This is a genomic window from Massilia atriviolacea, assembly GCF_003953935.1.
GTDB lineage: Bacteria > Pseudomonadota > Gammaproteobacteria > Burkholderiales > Burkholderiaceae_D > Telluria_A > Telluria_A atriviolacea.
On the sequence record NZ_RXLQ01000004.1, the window covers coordinates 87510 to 110691 of the forward strand.

Consider the following 23182-nt stretch of genomic DNA (forward strand, 5'->3'; position numbering starts at 1 on the left):
ACGCGGCGCGCCCGGGCGCGCCGCTTTCCATTGTCGCCCCCATCTACACGGATAACCCATGTTCAAGCACGCCTCCGCCAACCGTTTCTACCGTCTCGTCTGGAGCCATGTGCATGCCTGCTGGGTCGCCGTGGCCGAGGGTGCGCGCGGACGCGGCAAGGGCGGGCGGCGCAAGCTGGCCAGCCTGATGCTGGGCGCCGCCGTGGCGGCCGGCGCCGCCGCCGCGCCGCCGCTCGACACGGCGCTGCCGGTGGGCGCGCAAGTGGTCGCCGGCCAGGCCGGCGTTGCCAGCAACGGCGCGGCCATGACAGTCACCCAGGGCAGCGCCCAGGCCATCATCAACTGGCAAAGCTTCGACATCGGCAGCGCGGCCGCCGTGCGCTTCGACCAGCCGTCGGCCAGCGCGGTCGCGCTCAACCGCGTGGTGGGCGGCGATCCGTCGCGCATCTACGGCAAGCTCTCGTCGAACGGCCAGGTATTCCTGCTCAACCAGCAGGGCGTGCTGTTCGGCGCCGGCGCGCAGGTCAACGTGGGCGGCCTGGTGGCGTCCAGCCTCGGCCTGTCGGACCAGGATTTCCTCGACCGCCGTTACGCATTTTCGGCCGCCGGCACGCCCGGCGCGGTGCGCAACGACGGCAGCATCCGCACCGCCGGCGGCGGCTACGTGGCGCTGCTGGCGCCGTCCGTGACCAACACCGGCACGATCAGCGCGCCGAACGGCAGCGCCGCGCTGGCGGCCGGCAGCCAGGTCGGCCTCGACCTGCGCGGCGATGGCCTGATCACCGTGCGCGTGGCGCGTTCCGCGCTCGACGCGGCGGTCAAGAACGATGGCCTGGTGCAGGCCGACGGCGGCCAGGTGGTGCTCAGCGCCGCCGCCGCCGACGCCCTGGCCCGCTCCAGCGTCAACAACACCGGCCTGGTGCAGGCGCGCGGCTTCGCCAACGAGGGCGGGTCGATCCGCCTGTCCGGCGACACGGTGCATGCCGGCGCCCTCGATGCCTCGTCCGACACGGCCAGGGGCGGCCGCATCGCCATCGACGGCGGCGCGCTCGCGCTCGACGGCGCCATCAAGGCCGACGGCGCGACCGGCGGCAGCATCGGCGTCGATGCCCGCGCCACGCTGTCGGCGGCGGCGGCCAGCAGCGCGCAAGGGCGCAGCGGCGACGGCGGCACGATCGTCTACCGCGCCGGCGCCACCCTGGTCGAGAGCAGCGGCGCCGCGACCGACGCCAGCGGCGCGGCCAACGGCGGCAGCACCAGCCTGCACGGCGGCGCCGGCGTGCTCTCTTCCGGCAGCCACGCGGCGCGCGCGGGCAAGGGCAGCGGCGGGCGTATCGACGTCTCGGGCGCCGACGTGCGCCTGTTCGGGGCCACGCTCGACGCCTCCGGCACCAGCCAGGGCGGCATGGTGCGCGTGGGCGGCGCCTTCCAGGGCGGCAGCGAACGCGCCGACGCGCCCGACCTGGCGCGCTTCACGCAGCGCTGGGGCCAGCGCGCGCCGATCGTCTCGGCGCAGCAGACCTTCATCAACGATTCGACCGCCATCAACGTGGCGGCGACCGGCGCGCAAGGGCAGGGCGGCACGGCGGTGGTGTGGTCGGACGACCAGACCACCATGCTCGGCAAGCTCGATGCCAGCGGCGCGGCGGCCGGCGGCGCGGTCGAAATCTCGGGCAAGAACGAATTGCGCCACGTCGGCCTGGACAAGCTGACCATCGGCGCCGGCGGCCAGTTGCTGCTCGACCCGAAAAACATCACCATCGGCAGCTATCCGCAGGTCTGGACTTACCAGGCCATCCTGGGCAAGGGCTACAGCGGCGCCAAGGACAAGGATGTCGCCGGCCTGGCCTCCGGCGACGGCTTCGGCTTCAGCGTCGCCCTGAACGGCGCGGGCGACCGCCTGGCCGTGGGCGCGCCCTTCGACAAGGGCCTCGACGGCAGCGGCAGCGCCAAGGGCGCGGTGCGCCTGTTCAGCTTCAGCGACGCCAACTTCTCCAACGCCACCTTGCAGGGCACCGCCGGCGCAGGCTACACCGGCGGCAAGAACCTGGACCTGGCGCTCGCCGACGGCGACCAGTTCGGCACCTCCGTGGCCCTGAACAACGACGCCACCCGGATGGCGGTCGGCGCCTTCGGCGACGGCAATAACGGGTCGGTCAGGCTGATCGGCTTCGGGACCGATTTCGCCGCGCCGGCCGTGAAGCAAACCCTGGCCCGTGGCACGTCCGGCACGCCGGCGACCGCTTTCGGCTACGGCGTGTCGGTGGCCTTCGACGGCAGCGGCGAGAGCCTGGCGGTGGGCGCGCTGTACGACAGCGGCAGCAATGCGGACTGCAGCGCCTGCGGCGCCGTTCACCTGTACGGCTACAACGGCAGCGCCGCCACTTACCAGCGCGGGATCGGCAAGGGCTACGGCTCGAACATGGCGCTGGCGAACGAACAGCAGTTCGGCACCTCGGTCGCTTTCGACGACAGCGGCAACCTGCTGGCGGTGGGCGCGATCGGCGCCAACAACGCCAAAGGCGCGGTGTACCTGTTTAACGGCGGCACCGCCAGCCCGACACTGCGCGGCACCATCGGTTCCGGCGTCAACGGCGCCAAGGACCTGAACCTGTCCCTGCGCGACAGCGAAGCCTTCGGCTCCTCGGTCGCCCTGTCCGGCGACGGCAAGCGCCTGGCCATCGGCGCCAGCGCCGGCGGCGGCTTCAGCGACCTGACCAACGGCCCGGGCAGCGTGCGCGTGGTCGACTTCAGCGACGCCGCCTTCAGCGCCCCGGCCGTAAGCGCGACGCTCGGACGCGATTACACGGTCGGCGCCAATGCCGATGTCACCTTGGGCGACGGCGACAACTTCGGCTTCGCGCTGGCGCTCAACGCCGCCGGCGAGCGCCTCGTGGTCGGCGCGCCGTACGCCAACTCGGCCGACGGCAGCGTGCCCGAAACCGGCGCGCTGCACGCTTTCGCGCTCAAGCCGCCAAGCGTCACCAACGTGCCGTTCACGGCGGCCAAGCCGAAGCCGGGCCTGGACGTGACCATCGATGCGCTGACCCTGCGCGACGTGCTCGACGCGGGCACCTCGATCACCCTGCAGGCGAACAACGACATCACCCTGCTGGCCGGTCATCCCCTGCTGATCGGCGACACCAGCAACAACGGCGCCCTGACCCTGCAGGCCGGGCGCAATATCACCCTCAATGCGAGCATCAGCACCGGCAACGCCAACCTGACCCTGATGGCCAACGAATCGGCTGGGGCCAACGCCAGTTATCGCGATCCCGGCAGCGCCGCCATTGTCGTCGCCAGCGGCGCCACCATCGACGCCGGCAGCGGCAGCATCAGCATGACCATGCGCGACCAGAGCGCCGGGAACATCGAGGTCGGCGCTGCGCTGAGCGCGGCCACGGTCAAGCTGATCAACTTCGGCGCGGGCGCCACCAGCAATGTCCTCATCAACGCCAATGTGAGCGCCAGCGGCGGCGGTACCGCCATCGAACTGGCCAGCCAGAACGGCAACGTCCTCAATACGGCCGGCGCGGCGGGCCTGAACACGCCGGCCGGGCGCTACCTGGTCTACTCGAAAGACCCGGCCAGCACCACCGAAGGCGTGGGCGGCTATAACAAGCATTACGGCCAGGCCTACGTGGCCGGCGGCACGCCGTCCTACGCGGCCAGCGGCAACTGGTTCCTGTATTCGGTCGCGCCGGTGCTCAACCTGTCCGCCAATGCGGCCTCCCGGGTCTACGACGGCAGCGCCGCCGTGCCCACGCTGACCTTCGGCGCCACCGGCTTCATCGACGGCGATAGCGTCGCCAGCGGCTTTGGCGGCGCCTTGTCGGCCGCCGGCGCGGGCAAGAACGTGGGCAGCTACGCCATCGGCCAGGGCAGCCTGGCCAGCACGCTCGGCTACACCATCAACTACACCGGCGCCAATTACACCATCACGCCGGCCACCCTGAACGTGAGCGCGGCCGGGGTCGGCAAGACCTACGACCGCACGACTGCCGCCACCGTCAATTTCAGCGCCACCCCGATCGGGACCGACGCCGTGACCGTCAGCGGGACCGGCGTCTTCGCCGACAAGAGCGCCGGCATCGGCAAGACCATCAACCTGAGCGGCATCGGCTTGTCCGGCGCCGACGCCGCCAACTACACCCTGGGCACGACGCCGGCCACCACCAGCGCCACCATCGCACCGCTGGCCTTGACGCCTGTCGCCAGCGGCAACAACCGCGCCTACGACGGCAGCACCGCCGCGACAGTGAACCTGAGCGGCGCGGTCCTGGCCGGCGACAGCGTGTCGTTTACCAGCGCCGGCGCCGCATTCGCGGACAAGCACGCCGGCAACGGCAAGACCGTGACGGTCAGCGGCATCGGCATGAGCGGGCTTGACGCGGCCAACTACACGCTGGCCTCGACCAGCGCCAGCACCAGCGCCAGCATCACGCCGCGCAGCCTGACGGTGACCGCCTCCGGCGGCAACAAGGTCTACGACGGCAGCGCCGCGGCCACCGTCACCCTGAACGACAACCGGGTCGGCAGCGACGAGCTGGCGCTGGGCGGCAGCGCCGCCTTCGCCGACAAGCACGCCGGCAACGGCAAGACCGTCACGGTGTCCGGACTGGCCCTGTCCGGCGCGGACGCGGGCAACTACACGCTGGCTTCGCCCAGCGCCACCGGCACGGCCAACATCACCCCGCGCACCCTGACGGTCGGCGCCACCGGCATCGACAAGGAATACGACCGCACCACGGCCGCCACGGTCACGCTGGCGGACGACCGGATCGGCGGCGATGCGCTCACGCTCGCGCGCAGCGCCGCCTTTGCCGACTACAACGCCGGCAGCGGCAAGAGCGTCACCGTCAGCGGCATCGCCCTGTCCGGCGCCGACGCCGGCAATTACACCCTGGCCGGCACCAGCGCCAGCACCAGCGCCACCATCACCCCGCGCGCGCTGACCGCCACCCTGGCCAGCGCCAACAAGGTCTACGACGGCAGCACCGCCACCACCGCCACCATGAGCGACAACCGCATCGCCGGCGACGCGCTGACGGTGACCAGCGGCGCCGCCGCCTTCGACGACAAGAACGCCGGCATCGGCAAGACCGTCACCGCGAGCGGTCTGACGCTCGGCGGCGCCAGCGCGGGCAACTACACGCTCGCCTCGGCCAGCGCCAGCGGCAGCGCCGACATCACGCCGCGCCCGCTCGCCACCAGCGCCAGCGCCGCCAGCAAGGTCTACGACGGCAGCGTGGCGGCCGGCGTGACGTTCACCGACAACCGCATCGGCAGCGACCTGCTGACCGTCTCCGGCAATGGCGCGTTTGCCGACCGTCATGTCGGCAGCGGCAAGGCGGTTGCGGTCAGCGGCATCGCGCTCTCCGGCGCGGATGCCGGCAACTACAGCCTCGCTTCCACCACCGCGTCGGCCAGCGCCGACATCACCCCGCGCGCCATCCTCGCCACCCCGACCGGCAACAGCAAAGTCTACGACGGCACCACCGGCGCCAGCGTCACCATGAGCGACAACCGCGTCGGCGGCGACCTGCTCACGCTCGGCTACAGCGGCGCCAGCTTCGCCGACAAGAACGCCGGCAACGGCAAGACCGTCAGCGTCACCGGCATCAGCCTGAGCGGCACGCACGCGGGCAACTACACGCTCGCCGCCAGCACGGCCAGCGCCACGGCGAACATCGCGCCACGGCCATTGAACGTCTCGGCCACCGGCGCCAGCAAGGTCTACGACGGCAGCAATGCGGCCAGCGTGACCCTGAGCGACGATCACCTGGCCGGCGATGTCCTGAGCGTGTCCGGCCTGGCCACCTTCAACGACAGGAACGTCGGCGCCGGCAAGGCGCTCACCGTCACCGGCTTTACGCTGACCGGCCTCGACGCGGCCAACTACGTGCCGGCCTCCGCCAGCGCGTCCGGCAGCGGCAGCATCACCCCGCGCGCACTGAGCTTTACCGCCGCCGGCGTCGACAAGCAGTACGACGGCACGACCGCCGCCACGGCCAGCTTCAGCGACGACCGCGTGGCGAACGACCAGCTGAGCATCGCTGGCAACGCCGTGTTCGACACCAAGGCTGTCGGCAGCGGCAAGGCGGTTGCCGTCAGCGCCATCGCCCTGAGCGGCCAGGACGCGGGCAACTACACCATCGCCAGCACCACGGCCAGCACCAGCGCCGCCATCACGCCGCGCAGCCTGACCCCGATCGTCAGCGGCGCCGACAAGACCTACGACGGCACCACCAGCGCCACGGTGACTCTGAACGCCAACCAGATCGCCGGCGAAGCGGTCACCGTGTCGATGACCGGCGCTGCCTTCGCCGACAAGAATGCGGGCAACGGCAAGACCATCAACGTCGGCGGCCTGTCGATCAGCGGCGCCGACGCCGGCAACTACACGCTGGCGTCGACCAGCGCCACCGCCACGGCCAATATCCTGCCGCGCAGCCTGAGCTTCACCGCCACCGGCGTCGACCGCGTCTACGACGGCACGACCGCCGCCGCCATCGCCTACAGCGGCAACCACCTGGCGGGCGACAGCGTCAGCTACACCCAGAACGCCAGCTTCGGCGACAGGAACGCCGGCGCGAACAAGACGGTGACGATCAGCGGCATCGCGCTGGCCGGACCGGACGCGGGCAACTACACGCTCGCCTCGACCAGCGCCAGCACCACCGCCAGCATCACGCCGCGCGCACTGACGCCGATCGTCACCGGCGCCAACAAGACCTACGACGGCACCACCGCCGCCACGGTCACGCTGGACAACGACCGCATCGCCGGCGACGTGCTGACGCTGACCAGCAGCGGCGCCGCCTTTGCCGACAAGCGCGCCGGCGTCGCCAGGCCGCTGACGGTGACTGGCCTGGCGCTGTCCGGACCCGGCGCGGGCAACTACATGCTCGCCTCGACCAGCTTCACCGGCAGCGCCGACATCGCCCCGCGCGCGCTCCTCACCACCGCCACCGGCGTGGACAAGGTCTACGACGGCAGCGTGGCGGCCACGCTCAAGCTGAGCGACAACCGCCTGGCCGGCGATGTGCTGACGGTCAACGCCGGCAACGCCGTCTTCGGCGACAAGAACGCCGGCAGCGCCAAGCCGGTCAGCGCCAGCGGCATGAGCCTGTCGGGCGCGGACGCGGCCAACTACACGCTGGCCTCGACCACCGCCAGCGGCAGCGCCAGCATCACCCCGCGCAAGCTGAATGTGAGCATCGGCGGCGCGGTCAAGGTCTACGACGGCACCACCTCGGCCGCCTCGGCGCTGGGCGACGACCGCATCGCCGGCGACGCGCTGTCGCTGGCCGGCAGCGACGCGTTCTTCACCGACAAGAATGTCGGCGCCAACAAGGCCATCGTGGTCGACAAGCTGGCGCTGTCCGGCGCCGATGCCGGCAATTACACGCTGGCCTCGACCAGCACCAGCGGCACCGGTTCGATCACTGCGCGCCCGCTGAACGTCATCGCCACCGCCGCCGGCAAGGTCTACGACGGCACCACGCAGGCCAGCGCGAGCGTGTCCGGCGACCAGCTCGCCGGCGATTCCCTGACCATTTCCGGCGGTGTCGCCACCTTCGCCGACAAGAACGCCGGCAAAGGCAAGAGCGTCAGCATCGGCGGCATTGCGCTGGGCGGCGCGGATGCCGGCAACTATGTGCTGGCCGCCGCCAGCGCGACCGCCACGGCCGACATCACCGCGCGCGCTTTGACAGTGACAGCGGCCGGCGTCGACAAGGTCTACGACGGCACCGCCAGCGCCCAGTTCACCATCAGCGACAACCGCCTGGCAGGCGACACGCTGAGCTTCAATGCGCCGGGCGCGCGCTTCGCCGACCGGAACGCCGGCGTGGGCAAGGCCATCGTGCTGGACGACCTCTCGCTCGGCGGCCTTGACGCGGTCAACTACACGCTGGCCTCGGCCAGGCCGAGCGCCACCGCCTCGATCACGCCGCGCGCGCTGACGGCTAGCCTGGCCGGCAGCATCAGCAAGGTGTACGACGGCAGCACCGCCGCCGTCCTCCATCCGGGCGCGCTGTCGCTGGCCGGTTTCGTGGCCGGCGAGGGCGCCACCGTCAACGCCGCCAGCGCCACCTTCAACAGCGCCAACGTGCGCGACGCGTCGAGCGTCCACGCGGTGATCGGCGGCGCCAGCGGCAGCGCAGGCACGCTGCTGTCGAACTACGTGCTGCCGGCCGGCGCCAGCGGCGCGGGCGCGATCGTGCCGCGCACGGTCGCCATCAGCGGCATGAGCGTGGCGCCCAAGGTCTACGACGGCAGCACCACGGCCACCCTGAGCGGCGCGGGATCGCTGTCGAACCTGGTGGCGGGCGAAGCGCTGACGCTGTCGGCGCCAGCGAGCGCCAATTTCGACAACCGCAGCGCCGGCACCGGCAAGCTGGTGACCGCGAGCGGCTTCACCCTGGCCGACGGCGCCGGGGGCCTGGCGTCCAACTACGTGCTCGCCAGCGCTACGGCGAGCGTGAACACGGGCGTCATCAGCAAAGCGCCCTTGATCATCAGGGCCGACGACAAGGTGCGCGTCAGCGGCACGCCGAACCCGGTATTTACCTTCAGCGGCAGCGGCTTTGTGGGCGGCGACGGCAACAGCCTGTTGGCCGGCCTGAGCGCAGGCACCGGCGCCGACCGGCAGTCGCCGGCCGGCACCTATGCCATCACGCCGGCGGGCGGGGTGTTCGACGACTACCTGCCGCAGTATGTCGACGGCACCCTGACCGTGATCGGCGCCAGCAGCCAGGTCGAGGCCATCGCCGGTTCGATCGCCGCTTCCTCGCAGGGTCGCCAGAACGTCTTCGCGGCTGCGGGCTCCAGCCCGTGGACCGTGGCCTGGGCCGGCCCGGCGCCGGAACTGGCGCCGCAGGCCGACCCTCAACGCGCGCCGGACAACCAGGCCGAGACCAGTACCGTCACCCTCAGCGGCGGCACGCAGGTCACGACGCGCCGGGGCGGCGTACGCACGGCGGAGTAAGAGCATGACAAGCCATCGATCGAATCAACCGCAACAAGGTATCAACGTGAACAAACGCCTCACCACAGACAGCATCGCCCTCGGCATCCTGCTGGCGCCGGCCCTGGCCTTCGGGCAGGCCACGCCGGACGCCGGCCGCATCCTGGAATCGACCCGTCCGCCGGCGCTGATCGCGCCACCGGCGACCGGCCCCAGGGTGCTGCCCGATGCCGCGCCGCTGCCGGCCGCCGCGCAGGCGGGCGAGCAGCGCGTGCAGGTCAACGGCTTTACCTTCGCCGGCGTGAGCGCCTTTCCCGAGGCGGCCTTGCGCGCGCTGCTGGCGCCGTATGCGGGACGCGCCCTGAACTTCGCGGAGCTGAACCAGGCCGCCGCCTCGGTCACGGCTTACTACCGCGCGCGCGGCTACTTCCTCGCCTCGGCCTACCTGCCGGCGCAGGACCTGGCCCAGGGCCAGGTGCGCCTGCAGGTGCTGGAGGGGCGCGTGTCGGGCGTGGCCATCGTGCCCGATGCCTCGGTGCGGCTGGCGCCCGCGCTGGCGCGGCGCTACGTCGATGCGCTGGTCAAGCCGGGCATGCCGGTCGATGAAGCGGCGCTGGAGCGCGCCTTGCTGCTGACCCAGGACCTGCCCGGCATCGGCGCGCGCGCCGAACTCGGCCCCGGTGCGGCGCTGGGCGAGAGCGCCATCGATATCGCCCTGAGCGAAGGGCCTCTGTTGAACGGCAACGTCGGCCTCGACAACTCCTCGAACCGCTACACCGGCCGCATGCGCGCCACCGGTGGCGTCAACCTGAACGACCTGGCCGGCAGCGGCTCGCAACTGTCGCTGCAGCTGGCCAGCACCGGTTCGGATTTCAACTACGCGCGCCTCGGCGCGGTGCTGCCGGTGGGCGCTGCGGGCACGCGCGTCGGGCTGGCGTATTCGGGCCTGCGCTACCGCCTCGGCGCCGATTTCGCATCGCTGCAGGCGCGCGGCACGGCCAACGTGGCGCAGCTGCTGGTGATGCATCCGCTGCTGCGTTCGCGCTACACCAGCGTGCAGCTGCGCGGCGGCTTCGAGGACAAGCGCTTCGTCAACCGCGCCAATGGCGTGCAGACCAGCGACAAGCAGGTGCGGGTGCTGCCGCTGGCGCTGAGCATGACGCGCCAGGACCAGCTGTACGGCGGCGGCGTGAGCAGCGCGACGCTGGAAGTGACGCCCGGCCGGGTCGACCTGTCGGCCAATGCGGCCTCGCAGGCGGCCGACGCGGCCGGCCCGCGCAGCGAAGGCAGCTTTACGCGCGCGAACTACGCGCTCGGACGCGTGCAGCGCATCGCGGGCGCGGCCACGCTGATGGCCAGCGTCAGCGGGCAGCTGGCGTCGAAGAACCTGGAAGCGGGCGAGAAGATGTCGCTCGGCGGCCCTGACCGCGTGCGCGCCTATCCGGCCGGCGAAGCCAGTGGCGACGAGGGCCACGTGCTGGCGCTGGAAGCGCGCTACGAGCTGGCGGCGTGGAAGGCCGACGTGGGCGCGTTCTTCGACTACGGCCGCATCAGGCTCAATCGCGAGCTGTACCCGAATGCGCTGGCGGCGGGCGGCCCGGGCAACAGCTACGACCTGAAAGGCGTCGGCGTCGGCATCCACTGGCGCGCTGCGGGCAATGCGAGCGTGCGCCTGCAGGTGGCCAGCAAGATCGGCAGCAACCCGGCGCGCAACGCCAGCGGCAAGGACGCCGACGGCAGCGGCTCGCGCACCCGCGCATGGCTGCAGGTGGCGGCGTACTTCTAAGCACCCCGCGGCGGCGCCCTCGCCGGTCCCGCCGGCGCGCGCGCCGGCCATCGGTTCGACCGGGCGCCGCTGCAATGCGGCCCGGCTTCATCGCTTCCTCCGCCCCGCTTTCCCCACCCCGCTTTCCCCACCCCGCGCGCCTGCCGGCGCCGCGTTGCGCGCACCCCGAGCTAGGGCCGGCCGGCGCAGGTATGTACCGGCGGCCGGTGCGGACGGCGCGAAAGGTCTTACAATCGACGCCCCCAATGCGCCCCTCTACCGGTCTCCCTCATGAATAAATTCGTTGAAATGCAGTTGTTTGTCACAGTCGTCGACGCGGGCAGCATGTCCGAGGCGGCGCGCCGCCTCGGCACCACCAAATCCGTGGTGAGCGAGCGCCTGCAGCAGCTGGAGCGGCGCCTGGGCATCGCCTTGCTGGTACGCGGCCGCAAGATGGGGATCACCGATCCCGGCCAGATTTTCTACACCCACTGCGTGCGCATCCTGGCCCAGGTGTGCGAAGCGGAAGACGCGGTCCTCGATGCCCAGGCCAGCATGCGCGGCCAGCTGCGCGTGGCCGCGCCGATGGCGGCCAGCGTGCGCTACCTGGGACCGATGCTGGCCCGCTTCGCCGCCAGGTACCCGGATCTGCGCATGGAGATCGACCTGAACGACCGCTACGTCAATATGCACGACGAAAACTACGACGTGGCCATCCGCATGGGCAATCTGCAGGACTCGACCCTGGTGGCCTGGCCGATCACCGTCAACCGCCATCTGGTCTGCGCCAGCCCGGCCTACCTGGCCGCGCGCGGGATACCGCTCGATCCGGCCGATCTGTCCGGGCACGACGGCCTGTTGTACGGAAATCGCGAACCCCAGGGCACCTGGCAGCTGATGGTGAACGGCAAGCTGGAATCCTTCCGCATCCGCAACCGCCTGTGCACCGACAGCGGACACCAGCTGCTGGAAGCGACCAAGGCCGGCCTCGGCCTGGCCATCCTGCCGACCTTTCTCGCGGCCGACGCGATTGCCGCCAGGGAGCTCCAGATCGTCCTGCCGGCATGTTCGCCGCCGGGCGGGGTGGTCTCGGCGATCTACCGTCAATCGCACCGCGCTTCGCCCAAGCTGCGCACCCTGGTCCACTTCCTGGCCGAGCAGATCGGCGACCCGCCCGTGTGGGAACAGCCGATCCGGGCCGAGCTGGACGCCATCGGGAGCTAAGGTTCGGAAAACCCGAACCAGCGATTCGCTTTTAGTTGCCTTACGCTAATGTTGCAAACACTCTAATCTGCGCCCCGGTGGACCTGCCACCGAACGGAGAGAAGATGAACAAGCAATCGCACAGTACCCAAGACGGCCGCCAGCACAGCGCGGCCAACCCGGCCGCCGCCCCCGGCGGCGCGGCCAGAGAGGCCGACGTGATCGTCGTCGGCGGCGGCTCGGCCGGCGCCGTGCTGGCACGGCGCCTGAGCGAGAACCCCCGGCGCGCGGTGCTGCTGCTCGAAGCGGGCCACAGCTACGAGGCGGCAAGCTATCCTGCCGCCATCGCCTCGAGCGACATCCTGGGCGCCAACGGCGACGCCGCATTCGAATGGGGCTACCGCAGCGAACCGGGCTACGTCGGCCATGCCATCGGCGCCGTGCGCGGCAAGGTGCTCGGCGGCAGCTCGGGCGTGAACGGCGCCGTGGCGATCCGCGCGCGGCCCGCCGACTTCGCGCGCTGGAACCTGCCGGGCTGGAGCTACACCGAGATGCTGCCCTTCTTCAAGCGGCTCGAAACCCGCAGCGGCGGCAGCGATGCCCTGCACGGGCGCAGCGGACCCCTGCCGGTGCGCCAGCTCACGCGCGCCGACATCACGCCCATGCAGCGCGCCTTCATGGACGCCACCCTGGCATGCGGCTTCCGGGCGGTCGCCGATTTCGACGGCGAGGACGCCAACGGCGTCGGACCGTACTCCATGAATGTCGTCGACGGCGTGCGCGTCAACACCGGCATGGCCTTCCTGCCGGCCGCCGTGCGCGCCGCGCCGAATTTGCGGATTCGCCCCGACTGCATGGTCGACAGGATCCTGTTCGACGGCCAGCGCGCCATCGGCGTGCAGCTGGCGGACGGCGAACAACTGTTCGGCGGCGAAGTGATTCTCTCGGCCGGCAGCTACGGCAGCGCCGCCATCCTGCTGCGCTCGGGCGTCGGTCCCGCCGCCGACCTGCGCGCCCTCGGCATCGAGGTGGTGGCCGACCTCGCGGTCGGGCAAAACCTGGCCGACCATCCCTTCTACTACAACGCCTACGCGGCCAGGCCGGATGCGCTCGGCGCCCAGAGCCCGGTGATCGGCGCCAAGCTGTGGACCGCCAGCAGCGGCGCCCGGCCCGAGGAACTCGACCTGCACATCACGGCCACCCACCTGTTCCCGCACGAGCAAAGCCCGACCGGGGTTGGCTTCGTGCTGGCGGTGGCGCTGACCCGCCCGCTCTCGCGTGGACGGCTGACCCTGGCCAGCCGCGATCCGCTGGCGGCGCCGCGCATCGACCTCGGCTTCCTGTCGGCGCCCGAAGACCGCGCCCGCCTGCTGGAAGGCGTCAAGCTGGCGCGCAAGATCGGCGCCGGCGCGCCGCTGGCCGCCATGGTGCACGCCGAACTCAGTCCGGGGCCGCAGGCGCAGTCGGACGACGCCATCCTGGCCTCGATCATGGACACCGTCGATACCTACCACCACCCGACCTCGACCGCCCCGATGGGCCCGCGCAGCGATCCGTCCGCCGTCGTCGACACCGACGCCCGGGTCCATGGCCTGCAGGGGCTGCGCGTGGTGGACGCCTCGATCTTCCCGGACGTGCCCTCGGTCGCCACCAACATCACCGTCATCGCCACGGCCGAACGCATCGCCAGCCTGTACGCCTGAACACCGCTTTACCTGAAAGAGAGAAGAGGAACCCCCATGAAGAACAGCACCGCACTGCACTGGATCGACGGTCAATGGATTGACTCCGAACAACACCAGGACTCGATCGATCCGGCCACCGGCGAGGTAATCGGGCGCTACGCCGACGGCGGCGCGCGCGAAGCGGCGCATGCCGCCGCGGCCGCCAGAGGCGCCTTTGCCGACTCCCCGTGGAAGGATGACCGCGCCCTGCGCGCCCGGGTCCTGAACGCGCTGGCCGACGCCTTCGAGCGCCACACCGGCGCGCTGGTCGAGCTGCTGTCGGCCGAAAACGGCAAGATCAAGGCGGAAGCGGCCTTCGAAGTGGGCATGGTGCCGTCCAAGCTGCGCTACTACGCCTCCCTCGTGCGCACCGAGTACGGACGCGCCCTCGAACCGAAGGCGGGCAGCCTGTCGCTGGTGCTGCGCGAGCCGATGGGGGTGGCCGGCATCATCGCGCCCTGGAATTCGCCGGTGGTGCTGATGATCCGTTCGCTGGCGCCGGCATTGGCGGCCGGCTGCACGGCGGTCGTCAAGATGCCGGGCCAGACCGCGCAAACCAATGCGCTGCTGTCGGCCATCATGGCCGGCGTGGCGGACTTGCCGTCCGGCGTCGTCAACCTGTTCTCGGAATCGGGCGCGCAAGGCGCCAGGTGGATGATCGAGTCGCCCGACATTCCCGTCATCAGCTTCACCGGCAGCACCGCCACCGGCCGCGCCATCGCCGAAGTCGGGGCGCGGCGCCTGAAGCGCTTCGGCCTGGAACTGGGCGGCAAGACGCCGATGATCGTGTTCGACGACGCCGACCTCGGCGCCACCCTGCCCAAGCTCGAGAAAGCCCTGACCGTGTTTTCCGGCCAGTTCTGCATGACCGGCTCGCGCCTGCTGGTGCAGCGCGGGATTGCCGATGCCGTGCGCACGCAGCTGGCGGCGCGCCTGGAGGCGGTGCGGGTGGGACCGGCCAGCGACCCCGCCAGCGACATGGGACCGCTGATCGACAAGCCGAACGTGGCGCGCGTCGAACGCGTGGTCGAGGCGGCCATCGCGGCCGGCGCCAGGGTGCTCGTGCGCGGCGGCGCCGTGACCGAGGGCGCGCTGGCGCGCGGCGCATTCTATCGTCCCACCCTGCTCGAAGTGAGCGACCCGCAGCTCGATATCGTGCAGAAGGAAACCTTCGGCCCGGTCCTGACGCTGCAGGTGTTCGATACCGAAGCCGAGGCCGTCGCCCTGGCCAATGACAGCGAGTTCGGCCTGGCCGCCAGCATCTGGTCGCGCGACATCGACCGTCCGCTGCGGGTGGCGCGCCGGCTGCAGGCGGGCACGGTCTGGATCAACGACTGGGCCGTGGTGTACGACGAGTTCGAGGAAGGCGGCTACAAGCAGTCCGGCCTGGGCCGCCTGAACGGCATGGCGGCCATGGACGATTTCATTCAGTACAAGCACATCGCCATGACCCCGGGCGCAGCGTGAACCGGCCGGACCTGATCGAGGGCCTGCTGGACGCCCTGTACGCCATCGTCGGCAGGCACGCGGGTTTGCGCGTGACGCATGCCAAAGGCATCGTCGCGCATGGCAGCTTCAGCGCCTCGGCGGCGGCGGCGCGCCTGAGCCGCGCACCCCATTTCCAGGGTGCGCCGGTGCCGCTCACGCTGCGCTTTTCGAACTTCAGCGGCGTGCCGTCCACGGCCGATGGCGACCCCGATGCCGGCCCGCAGGGACTGGCGCTGCGTTTCCATCTGGCCGACGGCCGCCACACCGACATCGTCGCGCATTCCTACGACGGTTTTCCGGTCGCCACGCCCGAGCAGTTCCTCGGCTTCTTGCAGGGGCTGGCCGGCGCGGCCGGCGAGCGGCCCGACCCGCTGCCGCTGGAGCACTTCCTGGCGCGCCATCCGCGCGCGCGGCGCTATCTGGACGCGCCCAAGCCGGCGCCCGCCAGTTACCTGGCGCAGGACTATTTTGGCGTGAATACGGTGCGCCTGCGCGACGCCGCCGGCGCCGCCGTGCACGGGCGCTACCGGATCGCGCCGCTGGCGGCGCAGGCCGCGCCGCCCCGGGGCGCGCCGCTGGCGCCGGACTTCCTCGGCGCCGAGCTGGGCGAGCGCCTGCGCCGCGCTCCGGCCGCGCTGCGGCTGCTGCTGCAATGCGCCGCCCCTGGCGACGACCTCGACGACGGTTCGCTGGCCTGGCCGCGCAGCGGTCCGGATGCGCGCCCGGAAATCGAACTGGGCATCCTCACTGTCGCGTCGCTCGAGGCGGACGGGCAGGCGCAGCAGGCGCTGGCCTTCAATCCCGGGCAGCTGATCGACGGTATCGAAGCCTCGGGCGATCCGATGATTGCCGCGCGCGCCGAACTGTACCGGCGGGCGGCGCTGCGCCGCCGTGCGCCGCCGCCATGAACGTGGCGGCGGCCGGCCAGCAAGGCATCGGCGCCATCGTGCACGACGTCGATCCGCGCCACCGCGGCGAGTACGAGCGCTGGATGCTGGCGGCCACGCAGGCGCACCGCCAGTGCCGCGGCTACCTGGCGATGGATGTGATCAAGCCGGTCGGCGCGGGCGCCTGCTATGTGGTGCTGCTGCGCTTTGCCAGCGTGGCCGAGGCCAGCGCATGGCTGGTGTCGCCGCAGCGCCGCCAGCTGCTCGAGCAGGTCCGGCCCTGGCTGCTGCGCGAAGAACGCTACCGGGTGCACGCCGGGGCGGCGTTCTGGTTCGCTCCGGCGGGTGCGGGTGAAGCGCCGAAGCGCTGGAAGCAATGGCTGCTGTCGACCCTGGCGGTGTTTCCGCTGACCACGCTGATTCCCGCTGCGCTGCGCGCGCTGGCCGAGCCGCTGGCGCCGGCCCTGCCCGCGCTGGCGCTGGGCGCCCTGAGCGCCACGCTGGTGTCGGGCGTGATGGTGTACTGGCTGATGCCGCTGTTGTCGCGCGTGGCGGCCGGCTGGCTGTCGCGCTGAGTTGAGATGATTTTTTTGTTGTTTGATTTTTTATAGGAAAACATTGTAATGACGTATCAAACCCCCTTGAGCACCAGCGACCGTTTCGAGATAGTCGAACAACTCAATCTGCACCAGCGCTATATCGACAACGATGCCAGCCTGGCATCGGCGCAGACCTACATCGGCCTGTACTGGCCCGAGGCCGAATTTTCCGTCAAGGACATCCGCGAAAACGTGTTTCGCGGCGTGGACGGACTCAAGCAGCTGTACGACTACGCGCACAGCGTGTTTCCGCTGCACCTGATGCGCCATGCGCTGGGCACCTTTGTCATCGACGGCGGCGACAACCTGGCCCATGTCGAATGGAACTGGATCGTGACCTGGAAAGCGGAAAAGCAAGGCGTGGTCTCGACCGGCACCTATACCGACCGCTTCGAAAAACGCGACGGCGTCTGGAAGTGCCTCTCGCGCGCCTCGAATGTCGACCCGAACTGGCCGGCCGATCTGTTCCAACCCTGGGTCGACCGGCAGGAAACCACGTTCAAGGCTTCATGATGAAAAACATACTCGAACAGTCCGTGCTCGCCAGCGCCGCCTTGTGCGCCGCCATCCTGCCGGCCCAAGCCGCCGGCGACACCACGGTGGTGCTGGTGCACGGCGCCTTTGCCGACGGTTCCAGCTGGGGCAAGGTGATTCCCCTGCTGCAGGCGAAGGGCGTGAAGGTGGTGGCCGTGCAAAACCCGCTGTCCTCGCTGGCCGACGATGTCAGCGCCGCCAGGAAGGCGATCGATGCGCAGCCGGGCAAGGTGGTGCTGGTCGGCCACTCCTGGGGCGGCGCCGTGATCACGCAAGCCGGCGACAGCGACAAGATCAAGGCGCTGGTGTATGTGGCCGCCTTTGCCCCGTCCGAAGGCGAGACCCTGGGCGCGGTCGGCAAGGATTATCCGGTGTCGCCCGGCGTGTCCACGCTCAAGCCCGACGCGGCCGGCTACCTGGCCCTGTCCGAAGCCTCGTACGCCGCCAACTTTGCCCAGGATATCCCGGCCGCCAGCGCCAGGGCCTACGCCGCCACGCAAGGCTTGTTCCCGGCCAGGGCCTTCGACGAAACGATCGGCTACGCGGCCTGGAAGAGCAAGCCGAACTACTACATCGTCGCCGGCAACGACCGCATGATATCGCCGGACCTGCAGCGGGCGTTTGCCCGGAAGCTCAAGGCCGTCACCACGGTGCTGGGCAGCAGCCATGTGCCGATGCTGTCGCAGCCGCAAAAAGTGGCCGACGTCATCCTGGCCGCCGTCCAACGCTGATGCCCTGCCGGCGGCCTGGCGCCGCCGGCCTGTCCACCGCACCCCACCCATTCACGCAACAGGAAACACCATGTCCATCGCTAACATCCTCTACCGCAGCAGCGTGACCGTCACCGGCGGGCGCGAAGGCCGCGCCGTCTCGGCCGACAAGTCGCTCGACCTCACCCTGAGCACCCCCAGGGAGCTGGGCGGCAATGGCGCGCCCGGCTCGAACCCGGAGCAGCTGTTCGCCGCAGGCTACGCGGCCTGCTTTCTGGCAGCCTTGAAGCTGGTGGCCCGCCACCGCAAAGTGGCGCTGCCGGCCGGCGCATCGATCGAAGGCACGGCCGGCATCGGCCAGGCCGCCACCGGCTACGGCCTCGAAATCGCACTGGCAATCTCCTTGCCGGGCCTGGAGCGCGCCACGGCGCAGTCCCTGGTCGGCGCCGCCCACGAGGTGTGCCCGTATTCGAACGCGACGCGCGGCAATATCGACGTCACCCTGACCCTGGCCTGAATGGACAGCGCCATGATTGCCGATTCCCCCATTGTCGATGTTCTCATCCTGGGCGGCGGCTCGGCCGGCGCCGTCCTGGCGGCGCGCCTGTCGGAACTGCCCGGGCACACTGTGCTGCTGGTCGAGGCCGGGCGTGCCTTCGATACGGACGAGTATCCCGAACAGATTTACAGCAGCAACATCATCGCCGCCAACGCCGACCCGCGCTACGAATGGGGTTACCACGCCACCCCGCTGGCCCAGGCGCAGCCGCTGTATGCGCCGCGCGGAAAAGTGTTGGGCGGCAGCTCCGCCATCAACGGCGCCGTTGCCTGCCGCGCCCTGCCTGTCGACTTTGCGCGCTGGAGCGCCAAAGGCCTGTCCGGCTGGGCTTTCGAGGACGTGCTGCCTTACTACAAGAAAATGGAAAGCGCCCCGCATGGCGAGGAACGCTGGCACGGCCGTAGCGGCCCGCTGCCGATCCATCAGATGTCGATGGAAGGCATCACCCCGGTGCAGCGCGCCATGGTGCAGGCGGCCTGGGCCCTGGGGGCGCGCCGGGTGGACGATTTCAACGACCCCGAAGCGAACAACGGCGCCGGCCCGAATCCGATGAACGTCATCAACGGCGTGCGCGTGAACACCGGGATGGCTTACCTGACGCGCGCGGTGCGTGCGCGCCCGAACCTGAGCATCCTCGACCGCAGCGTCATCGACAGGCTGGTGTGCGAGCAGGGACGGGTGGTGGCGGTGCTGCTGGCCGACGGACGCGAACTGCGCGCCAGGGAAGTCATTCTCAGCGCCGGGGCGTATGGCTCAGCCGCGATCCTGCTGCGTTCGGGAATCGGTCCGAAGGCCGAGCTGGAAGCGATGGGGATCCCGGTGGTCAAGGACGCGCCGGTCGGCACCCATGTGCTCGATCACGCCTTTTTCTGGATGAATTTCAGCGCGAAAGCGGAATTGAAAGGCCAGGAGCACCCGGTGGTCGGTTCCCAGTGGTGGACCAATTCCTCGTATGCCAGTTCGGACAGGGAACTCGACATCGGCATTTCGCCGTCGCACCTGCTCGATCCGGCCAGCAGCCCGACCGGCGTGGCCTTTTCGCTCGGCCTGGAACTGATGCATTGCACCTCGCAGGGGCGCATCCGCCTCAAGAGCCGCGATCCGCACGAGGCGCCGCTGATCGAACTGAACCACCTGAGCACGGAGGACGACATGCGGCGCATGGTCGAATGCTTCCGCCTGGCAAGGAAGCTGGCGGCCACGGAACCGCTCAAGAGCATGATCGTGGACGAATTGTTTCCTGGGCCATCGACCGACGACAGCGAGCAGCAGATCCGCAGCGCGCTGGCGGCGGGCGTGGGAACCTTGCAGCACCCCTGCGCCAGCGCGCCGATGGGTTTGCCGGACGATGCGCGCGCCGTGGTCGACGAACAGGGACGCGTGCACGGGGTGGGCGGGCTGCGCATCATCGATGCCTCGATCATTCCGGAAATTCCGCTGATTAACCTGAATCCGACGGTCATCATGATGGCCGAGAAGCTAGCGGACGTGATCAAGCAGGAAGTCCTGCGGCGCTGAGCCGGTGTTGTAGCGCTACAACTGATACGTCTTGCGCACCTCGTCGATGAGCAAATGGCGCGAGCTGCGCTCCTTTTCGTGCGGCGCGAACTGGCCGCTGGCGGTGTCGAGCAGGTCGACCGCCAGCGTCAGGCAGACCCGGTCGCGCATCGACAGCGCCTGTTCCACCGGCTTGCCGATGATGTCGCGGATGATCGTGGTGGCCAGTTCCTTCGAGGCGATATCTTCCGGCAGCCCGGTCTTGGTGCATACGCCGTAGGTGCCGTCGAGGAAGTGGCGCCATTCCTCGCGCAGGTGCCCGTCGAGCCCGGCGTTCAGCTTGGGATCGTCGGTGCACAGGCCGGCCGCCTTCAGTTGCGTCAGGCGGGCGCGGTAGCGCTCCGCGAACACGCGGTAGGCGTCGCTCTCGCCGCCCAGCGACTGCAGCAGGCCGATCCACGAGGCGTACCCCTTGGCGTAATAATCGAGCTGCTTGTGTTCCTGGTGCGCGCCGAAAAAGGAATCGCACTGTACGTCGATGCGCAAGCGGTACGAGGCGCGCGGCATCATGGCGCGCTGCTGCAGCGCCGCCAGCTCGTCCGGGTCGAGGCCGGACACCGCCAGCAGCTGTTCTTCGGTGAAGTAGGAGTCGCTCAGGTATCGGATCAGTTCCATGGCCGCTCTCTCGTTGGTCGATTGGCCTACTATACAAGCTTGTGCGCCCTGCATGGTTCGGCTACCATCGAACCATGAAAGACGGACCCAATATCATCGGCATCGCCGCCCTGATCGGCGAACACGCGCGCGCGGAAGTGCTGACCGCGCTCATGTCGGGCATGGCCCTCACCGCCACCGAGCTGGCCGAGATCGCCGGCGTGACCAAGCAGACCATCAGCGCGCACCTGGCCAAACTGGTCGACGCCGGCCTGCTGGCGGTGCAAGCGCAGGGCCGCCACCGCTATTTCCGCCTGGCCGACGACGATGTGGCGCAGCTGCTCGAATCCTTGATGAGCGTGGCCTTCCGCACCGGCGCCGTGCGCCTGCGTTCGAGCCCGCGCGAGCCGGCCTTGCGCAAGGCGCGCGTGTGCTACGACCACCTGGCCGGCGAGCTGGGCGTGCTGATGTACGAGCGCCTGCTGGCGCGCGGCGCGTTTGCGATGGACGCCGCCGGCCTGCGCCTTACCGGCGCCGGCAGCGCCATGGTGGGCGCCATCGGCGTCGACCTGGCGGCGGCGGCGGGCACGCGGCGCGCGTTCTGCCGCACTTGCCTCGACTGGAGCGAGCGCCGTCATCACCTGGCCGGCACGCTGGGCGATGCGCTGCTGGCGCGCTTCGAGGAACTGGGCTGGGCCAGGCGCTCGCTCGATTCGCGCGTGGTCGCCTTCAGCGACGCCGGCGAACAGGCCCTGCGCGCCTGGGTCGATTAGGCGAGCAGCGCCGGCATCGGCCCGCGCAGGGCGTTGCAGACCATCAGGCCGGTGGCGCGTTCCAGCATGGCGCGCGTGACGATGCTTTCCTGCGCATCCCACTGCGGATCGGCCAGCACCAGCGCGCGCATGATCCCGGGCAGCAGGCCGCAGGACAGGGGAGGGGTGTGCCAGCGGCCGTCGACCTGCACGAACACATTGCTGCGGCCGCCCTCGGTCAGTTCGCCGCGCTCGTTGAAGAACAGCATATCGAATGCGCCCTGCGCCTCGGCCGCGCGCCAGGCGGCATCGTAGCGCGTGCGGACGCTGGTCTTGTGGCGCAGGAAAAGGTCGTCGGCCCGCGTCGCCTCGCCGGCGAGCAGCACGCGCACCGGTTGCGTCAGCGCCGCCAGCGCGCCGCTGTGCACGCCGAATGCGCCCGACGCATCGATGGCGATCCGCATGCGCGAAGCCACCCCGGGCGCCAGTGCCGCGCAGGCGGCGTCCAGCGCCGCGCGGGCTGCCGCTTCATCGAAGGGAAAGCCGAAGTAGCGTGCGGAAGCGGCCATGCGCGCCAGGTGACGGTCGCGCTGGCGGCAGCCGTCCGCGCGCGTGGCGTGCATGGTTTCGAAGACCTCGAACCGGTTTTGCAGGCCGGTGAGAAAACGCGCCTTGAGCTGGCATTCGGCGTATTCGTCGGCGCTGTCGCTGTCGTAGACGATGCCGGCGCCGACGCCCATCTCGCCGCGCCGCGTGCCGCCGCGTTCGGGCGCCAGCGCCAGGGTGCGGATCGGCACCGACAGGCAGAAGTCGCCGATCGTCGCGGCCACGGCGGGCGGCTCGAACCAGCCGATGGCGCCGGTGTAGACGCCGCGCGCGGCCGGTTCGAGCTCGTTGATGATTTCCATCGCGCGCCGCTTGGGCGCGCCGGTGATCGAGCCGCACGGGTACAGGGCCGCGACGATGTCGGCCAGCGTGGCGTCCGGACGCAGGCTGGCGCGCACGGTGGAGGTCATCTGCAGCACGCTGGCAAAGCGCTGCACGTCGAACAGCGCCGGCACGGCGACGCTGCCGGTGACGGCGATCCGACCGAGGTCGTTGCGCAGCAGGTCGACGATCATCAGGTTTTCGGCGCGGTTCTTGGGGTCGGCCGCCAGCGCGCCGGCGCGCCGGGCATTCCCGGCGTCGTCGTCGCTGGCGGGGGCGGTGCCTTTCATCGGGCGCGCGAGCAGTTCGCCGCCTTGATGGCGCACGAACAGTTCGGGCGAGAGCGACAGCACGGCGCCGCCGTCGGGCAGGGCGATCAGGGCGCCGTAGGGCACCGGCTGGCGCGCGCGCAGGCGTGCGTACAGCGCCTGCGGCGAACCGAAGGCGTCGAAGCGCAGGCGGTAGGTGTAGTTGACCTGGTAGGTGTCGCCGGCGCCGATGTAGTCGTGGATGCGCGCCAGGGCCTCGCCGAAGGCCCGGTCGTCGACGTTGGCGCGCACCCCGGCGATGCCGGCCGGGCCGGCGTGCGCGTCCAGCCAGGCCGCCACCTGGTCGGGCGAGAGGCGGGTGCAGGTATCGAACAGCAGCAATTGCGCCAGCGGGCCGCTGGCGGCGTGCGTGCCGATGCCGAGCAGGTGCCCGCCCAGTTCATAGGTGAGCACCGCCACCGCGTGCAGGCCGCGTGCCAGCGCATCCTGGAGCTGCGCCAGCAGGTCGGGCCAGCCGGCGGCATCGTCGCAGCGCAGGGTGCCCGCGTGGCCCGTGTACAGGCGCGAGCGCGCCTGCCGGCCGTCGCTTGTGGCGTCGTCGAGCAGGGCAAAGCAGTCCGCGCGCTTCATCGGTGTCGGGACG

Annotated in this window: 14 protein-coding genes; 12 read left to right on the forward strand and 2 right to left on the reverse strand. The window is 70.5% G+C overall.

What is annotated here, in order from left to right; translation table 11 throughout:
* Window positions 1-58: 58 nt before the first annotated feature.
* The 11 genes from EJB06_RS08385 to EJB06_RS08435 all read left to right on the forward strand — a co-directional run bounded on the left by EJB06_RS08385 (window position 59) and on the right by EJB06_RS08435 (window position 19958).
* On the forward strand, window positions 59-8992 hold the full coding sequence (locus EJB06_RS08385; protein WP_126073572.1) for a YDG domain-containing protein: 8934 nt from the start codon (window positions 59-61) through the stop codon (window positions 8990-8992).
* A 46-nt stretch (window positions 8993-9038) separates the two neighbouring features.
* A complete protein-coding gene (locus EJB06_RS08390) occupies window positions 9039-10757 on the forward strand; it encodes a ShlB/FhaC/HecB family hemolysin secretion/activation protein (protein WP_164557866.1) in 1719 nt (572 codons plus the stop codon).
* Between the two features lie 270 nt (window positions 10758-11027).
* A complete protein-coding gene (locus EJB06_RS08395) occupies window positions 11028-11960 on the forward strand; it encodes a LysR family transcriptional regulator (RefSeq protein ID WP_126073574.1) in 933 nt (310 codons plus the stop codon).
* A gap of 104 nt (window positions 11961-12064) precedes the next feature.
* Entirely contained in the window at window positions 12065-13642 is a 1578-nt protein-coding gene (locus tag EJB06_RS08400) for a GMC family oxidoreductase (protein ID WP_126073575.1), read from the forward strand.
* Between the two features lie 36 nt (window positions 13643-13678).
* Window positions 13679-15130 (forward strand): aldehyde dehydrogenase family protein, encoded by a 1452-nt coding sequence (locus EJB06_RS08405; RefSeq protein ID WP_126073576.1) that lies wholly within the window; start codon window positions 13679-13681, stop codon window positions 15128-15130.
* On the forward strand, window positions 15127-16059 hold the full coding sequence (locus tag EJB06_RS08410; RefSeq protein WP_126073577.1) for a catalase: 933 nt from the start codon (window positions 15127-15129) through the stop codon (window positions 16057-16059). Before EJB06_RS08405 ends, EJB06_RS08410 begins: the two co-directional genes overlap by 4 nt.
* Window positions 16056-16613: a putative antibiotic biosynthesis monooxygenase gene (locus tag EJB06_RS08415; protein ID WP_126073578.1), complete on the forward strand. Its 558-nt coding sequence runs from the start codon at window positions 16056-16058 to the stop codon at window positions 16611-16613. Before EJB06_RS08410 ends, EJB06_RS08415 begins: the two co-directional genes overlap by 4 nt.
* Before the next feature lie 48 nt (window positions 16614-16661).
* Window positions 16662-17150: a nuclear transport factor 2 family protein gene (locus tag EJB06_RS08420; protein ID WP_126073579.1), complete on the forward strand. Its 489-nt coding sequence runs from the start codon at window positions 16662-16664 to the stop codon at window positions 17148-17150.
* Window positions 17150-17902, forward strand: a complete 753-nt coding sequence (locus EJB06_RS08425; RefSeq protein ID WP_370660117.1) for an alpha/beta fold hydrolase — start codon at window positions 17150-17152, stop codon at window positions 17900-17902. The genes EJB06_RS08420 and EJB06_RS08425 overlap by 1 nt, the downstream gene beginning before the upstream one ends.
* Window positions 17903-17972: 70 nt before the next feature.
* Window positions 17973-18398, forward strand: a complete 426-nt coding sequence (locus tag EJB06_RS08430) for an organic hydroperoxide resistance protein (RefSeq protein ID WP_126073581.1) — start codon at window positions 17973-17975, stop codon at window positions 18396-18398.
* Window positions 18399-18410: 12 nt separating this feature from the next.
* Window positions 18411-19958 (forward strand): GMC family oxidoreductase, encoded by a 1548-nt coding sequence (locus EJB06_RS08435; RefSeq protein WP_126073582.1) that lies wholly within the window; start codon window positions 18411-18413, stop codon window positions 19956-19958.
* Between the two features lie 15 nt (window positions 19959-19973).
* On the opposite strand, the gene EJB06_RS08440 is transcribed toward EJB06_RS08435, so the two are convergent.
* Entirely contained in the window at window positions 19974-20612 is a 639-nt protein-coding gene (locus tag EJB06_RS08440) for a DUF6058 family natural product biosynthesis protein (RefSeq protein WP_126073583.1), read from the reverse strand.
* A gap of 74 nt (window positions 20613-20686) precedes the next feature.
* Here EJB06_RS08440 and EJB06_RS08445 point away from each other — a divergent pair, with 74 nt between their 5' ends.
* Window positions 20687-21364, forward strand: coding sequence for an ArsR/SmtB family transcription factor (locus EJB06_RS08445; protein WP_126073584.1), 678 nt, complete (start codon window positions 20687-20689; stop codon window positions 21362-21364).
* Here the strand turns inward: EJB06_RS08445 and EJB06_RS08450 are convergent.
* Complete coding sequence (locus EJB06_RS08450) at window positions 21361-23169, reverse strand: chorismate-binding protein (RefSeq protein WP_126073585.1); 1809 nt, start codon at window positions 23167-23169, stop codon at window positions 21361-21363. The two genes, EJB06_RS08445 and EJB06_RS08450, sit on opposite strands and share 4 nt — an antisense overlap.
* Window positions 23170-23182: the final 13 nt, after the last annotated feature.

Bases quoted from the DNA above. Each gene is read 5' to 3' on its own strand.
- EJB06_RS08400 (WP_126073575.1), top strand. From the start codon at position 12,065: ATGAACAAGCAATCGCACAGTACCCAAGACGGCCGCCAGCACAGCGCG.
- EJB06_RS08395 (WP_126073574.1), top strand. From the start codon at position 11,028: ATGAATAAATTCGTTGAAATGCAGTTGTTTGTCACAGTCGTCGACGCG.
- EJB06_RS08425 (WP_370660117.1), top strand. From the start codon at position 17,150: ATGAAAAACATACTCGAACAGTCCGTGCTCGCCAGCGCCGCCTTGTGC.
- EJB06_RS08430 (WP_126073581.1), top strand. From the start codon at position 17,973: ATGTCCATCGCTAACATCCTCTACCGCAGCAGCGTGACCGTCACCGGC.
- EJB06_RS08405 (WP_126073576.1), top strand. From the start codon at position 13,679: ATGAAGAACAGCACCGCACTGCACTGGATCGACGGTCAATGGATTGAC.
- EJB06_RS08435 (WP_126073582.1), top strand. From the start codon at position 18,411: ATGATTGCCGATTCCCCCATTGTCGATGTTCTCATCCTGGGCGGCGGC.
- EJB06_RS08385 (WP_126073572.1), top strand. From the start codon at position 59: ATGTTCAAGCACGCCTCCGCCAACCGTTTCTACCGTCTCGTCTGGAGC.
- EJB06_RS08440 (WP_126073583.1), bottom strand. From the start codon at position 20,612: ATGGAACTGATCCGATACCTGAGCGACTCCTACTTCACCGAAGAACAG.
- EJB06_RS08450 (WP_126073585.1), bottom strand. From the start codon at position 23,169: ATGAAGCGCGCGGACTGCTTTGCCCTGCTCGACGACGCCACAAGCGAC.
- EJB06_RS08415 (WP_126073578.1), top strand. From the start codon at position 16,056: ATGAACGTGGCGGCGGCCGGCCAGCAAGGCATCGGCGCCATCGTGCAC.
- EJB06_RS08420 (WP_126073579.1), top strand. From the start codon at position 16,662: ATGACGTATCAAACCCCCTTGAGCACCAGCGACCGTTTCGAGATAGTC.
- EJB06_RS08445 (WP_126073584.1), top strand. From the start codon at position 20,687: ATGAAAGACGGACCCAATATCATCGGCATCGCCGCCCTGATCGGCGAA.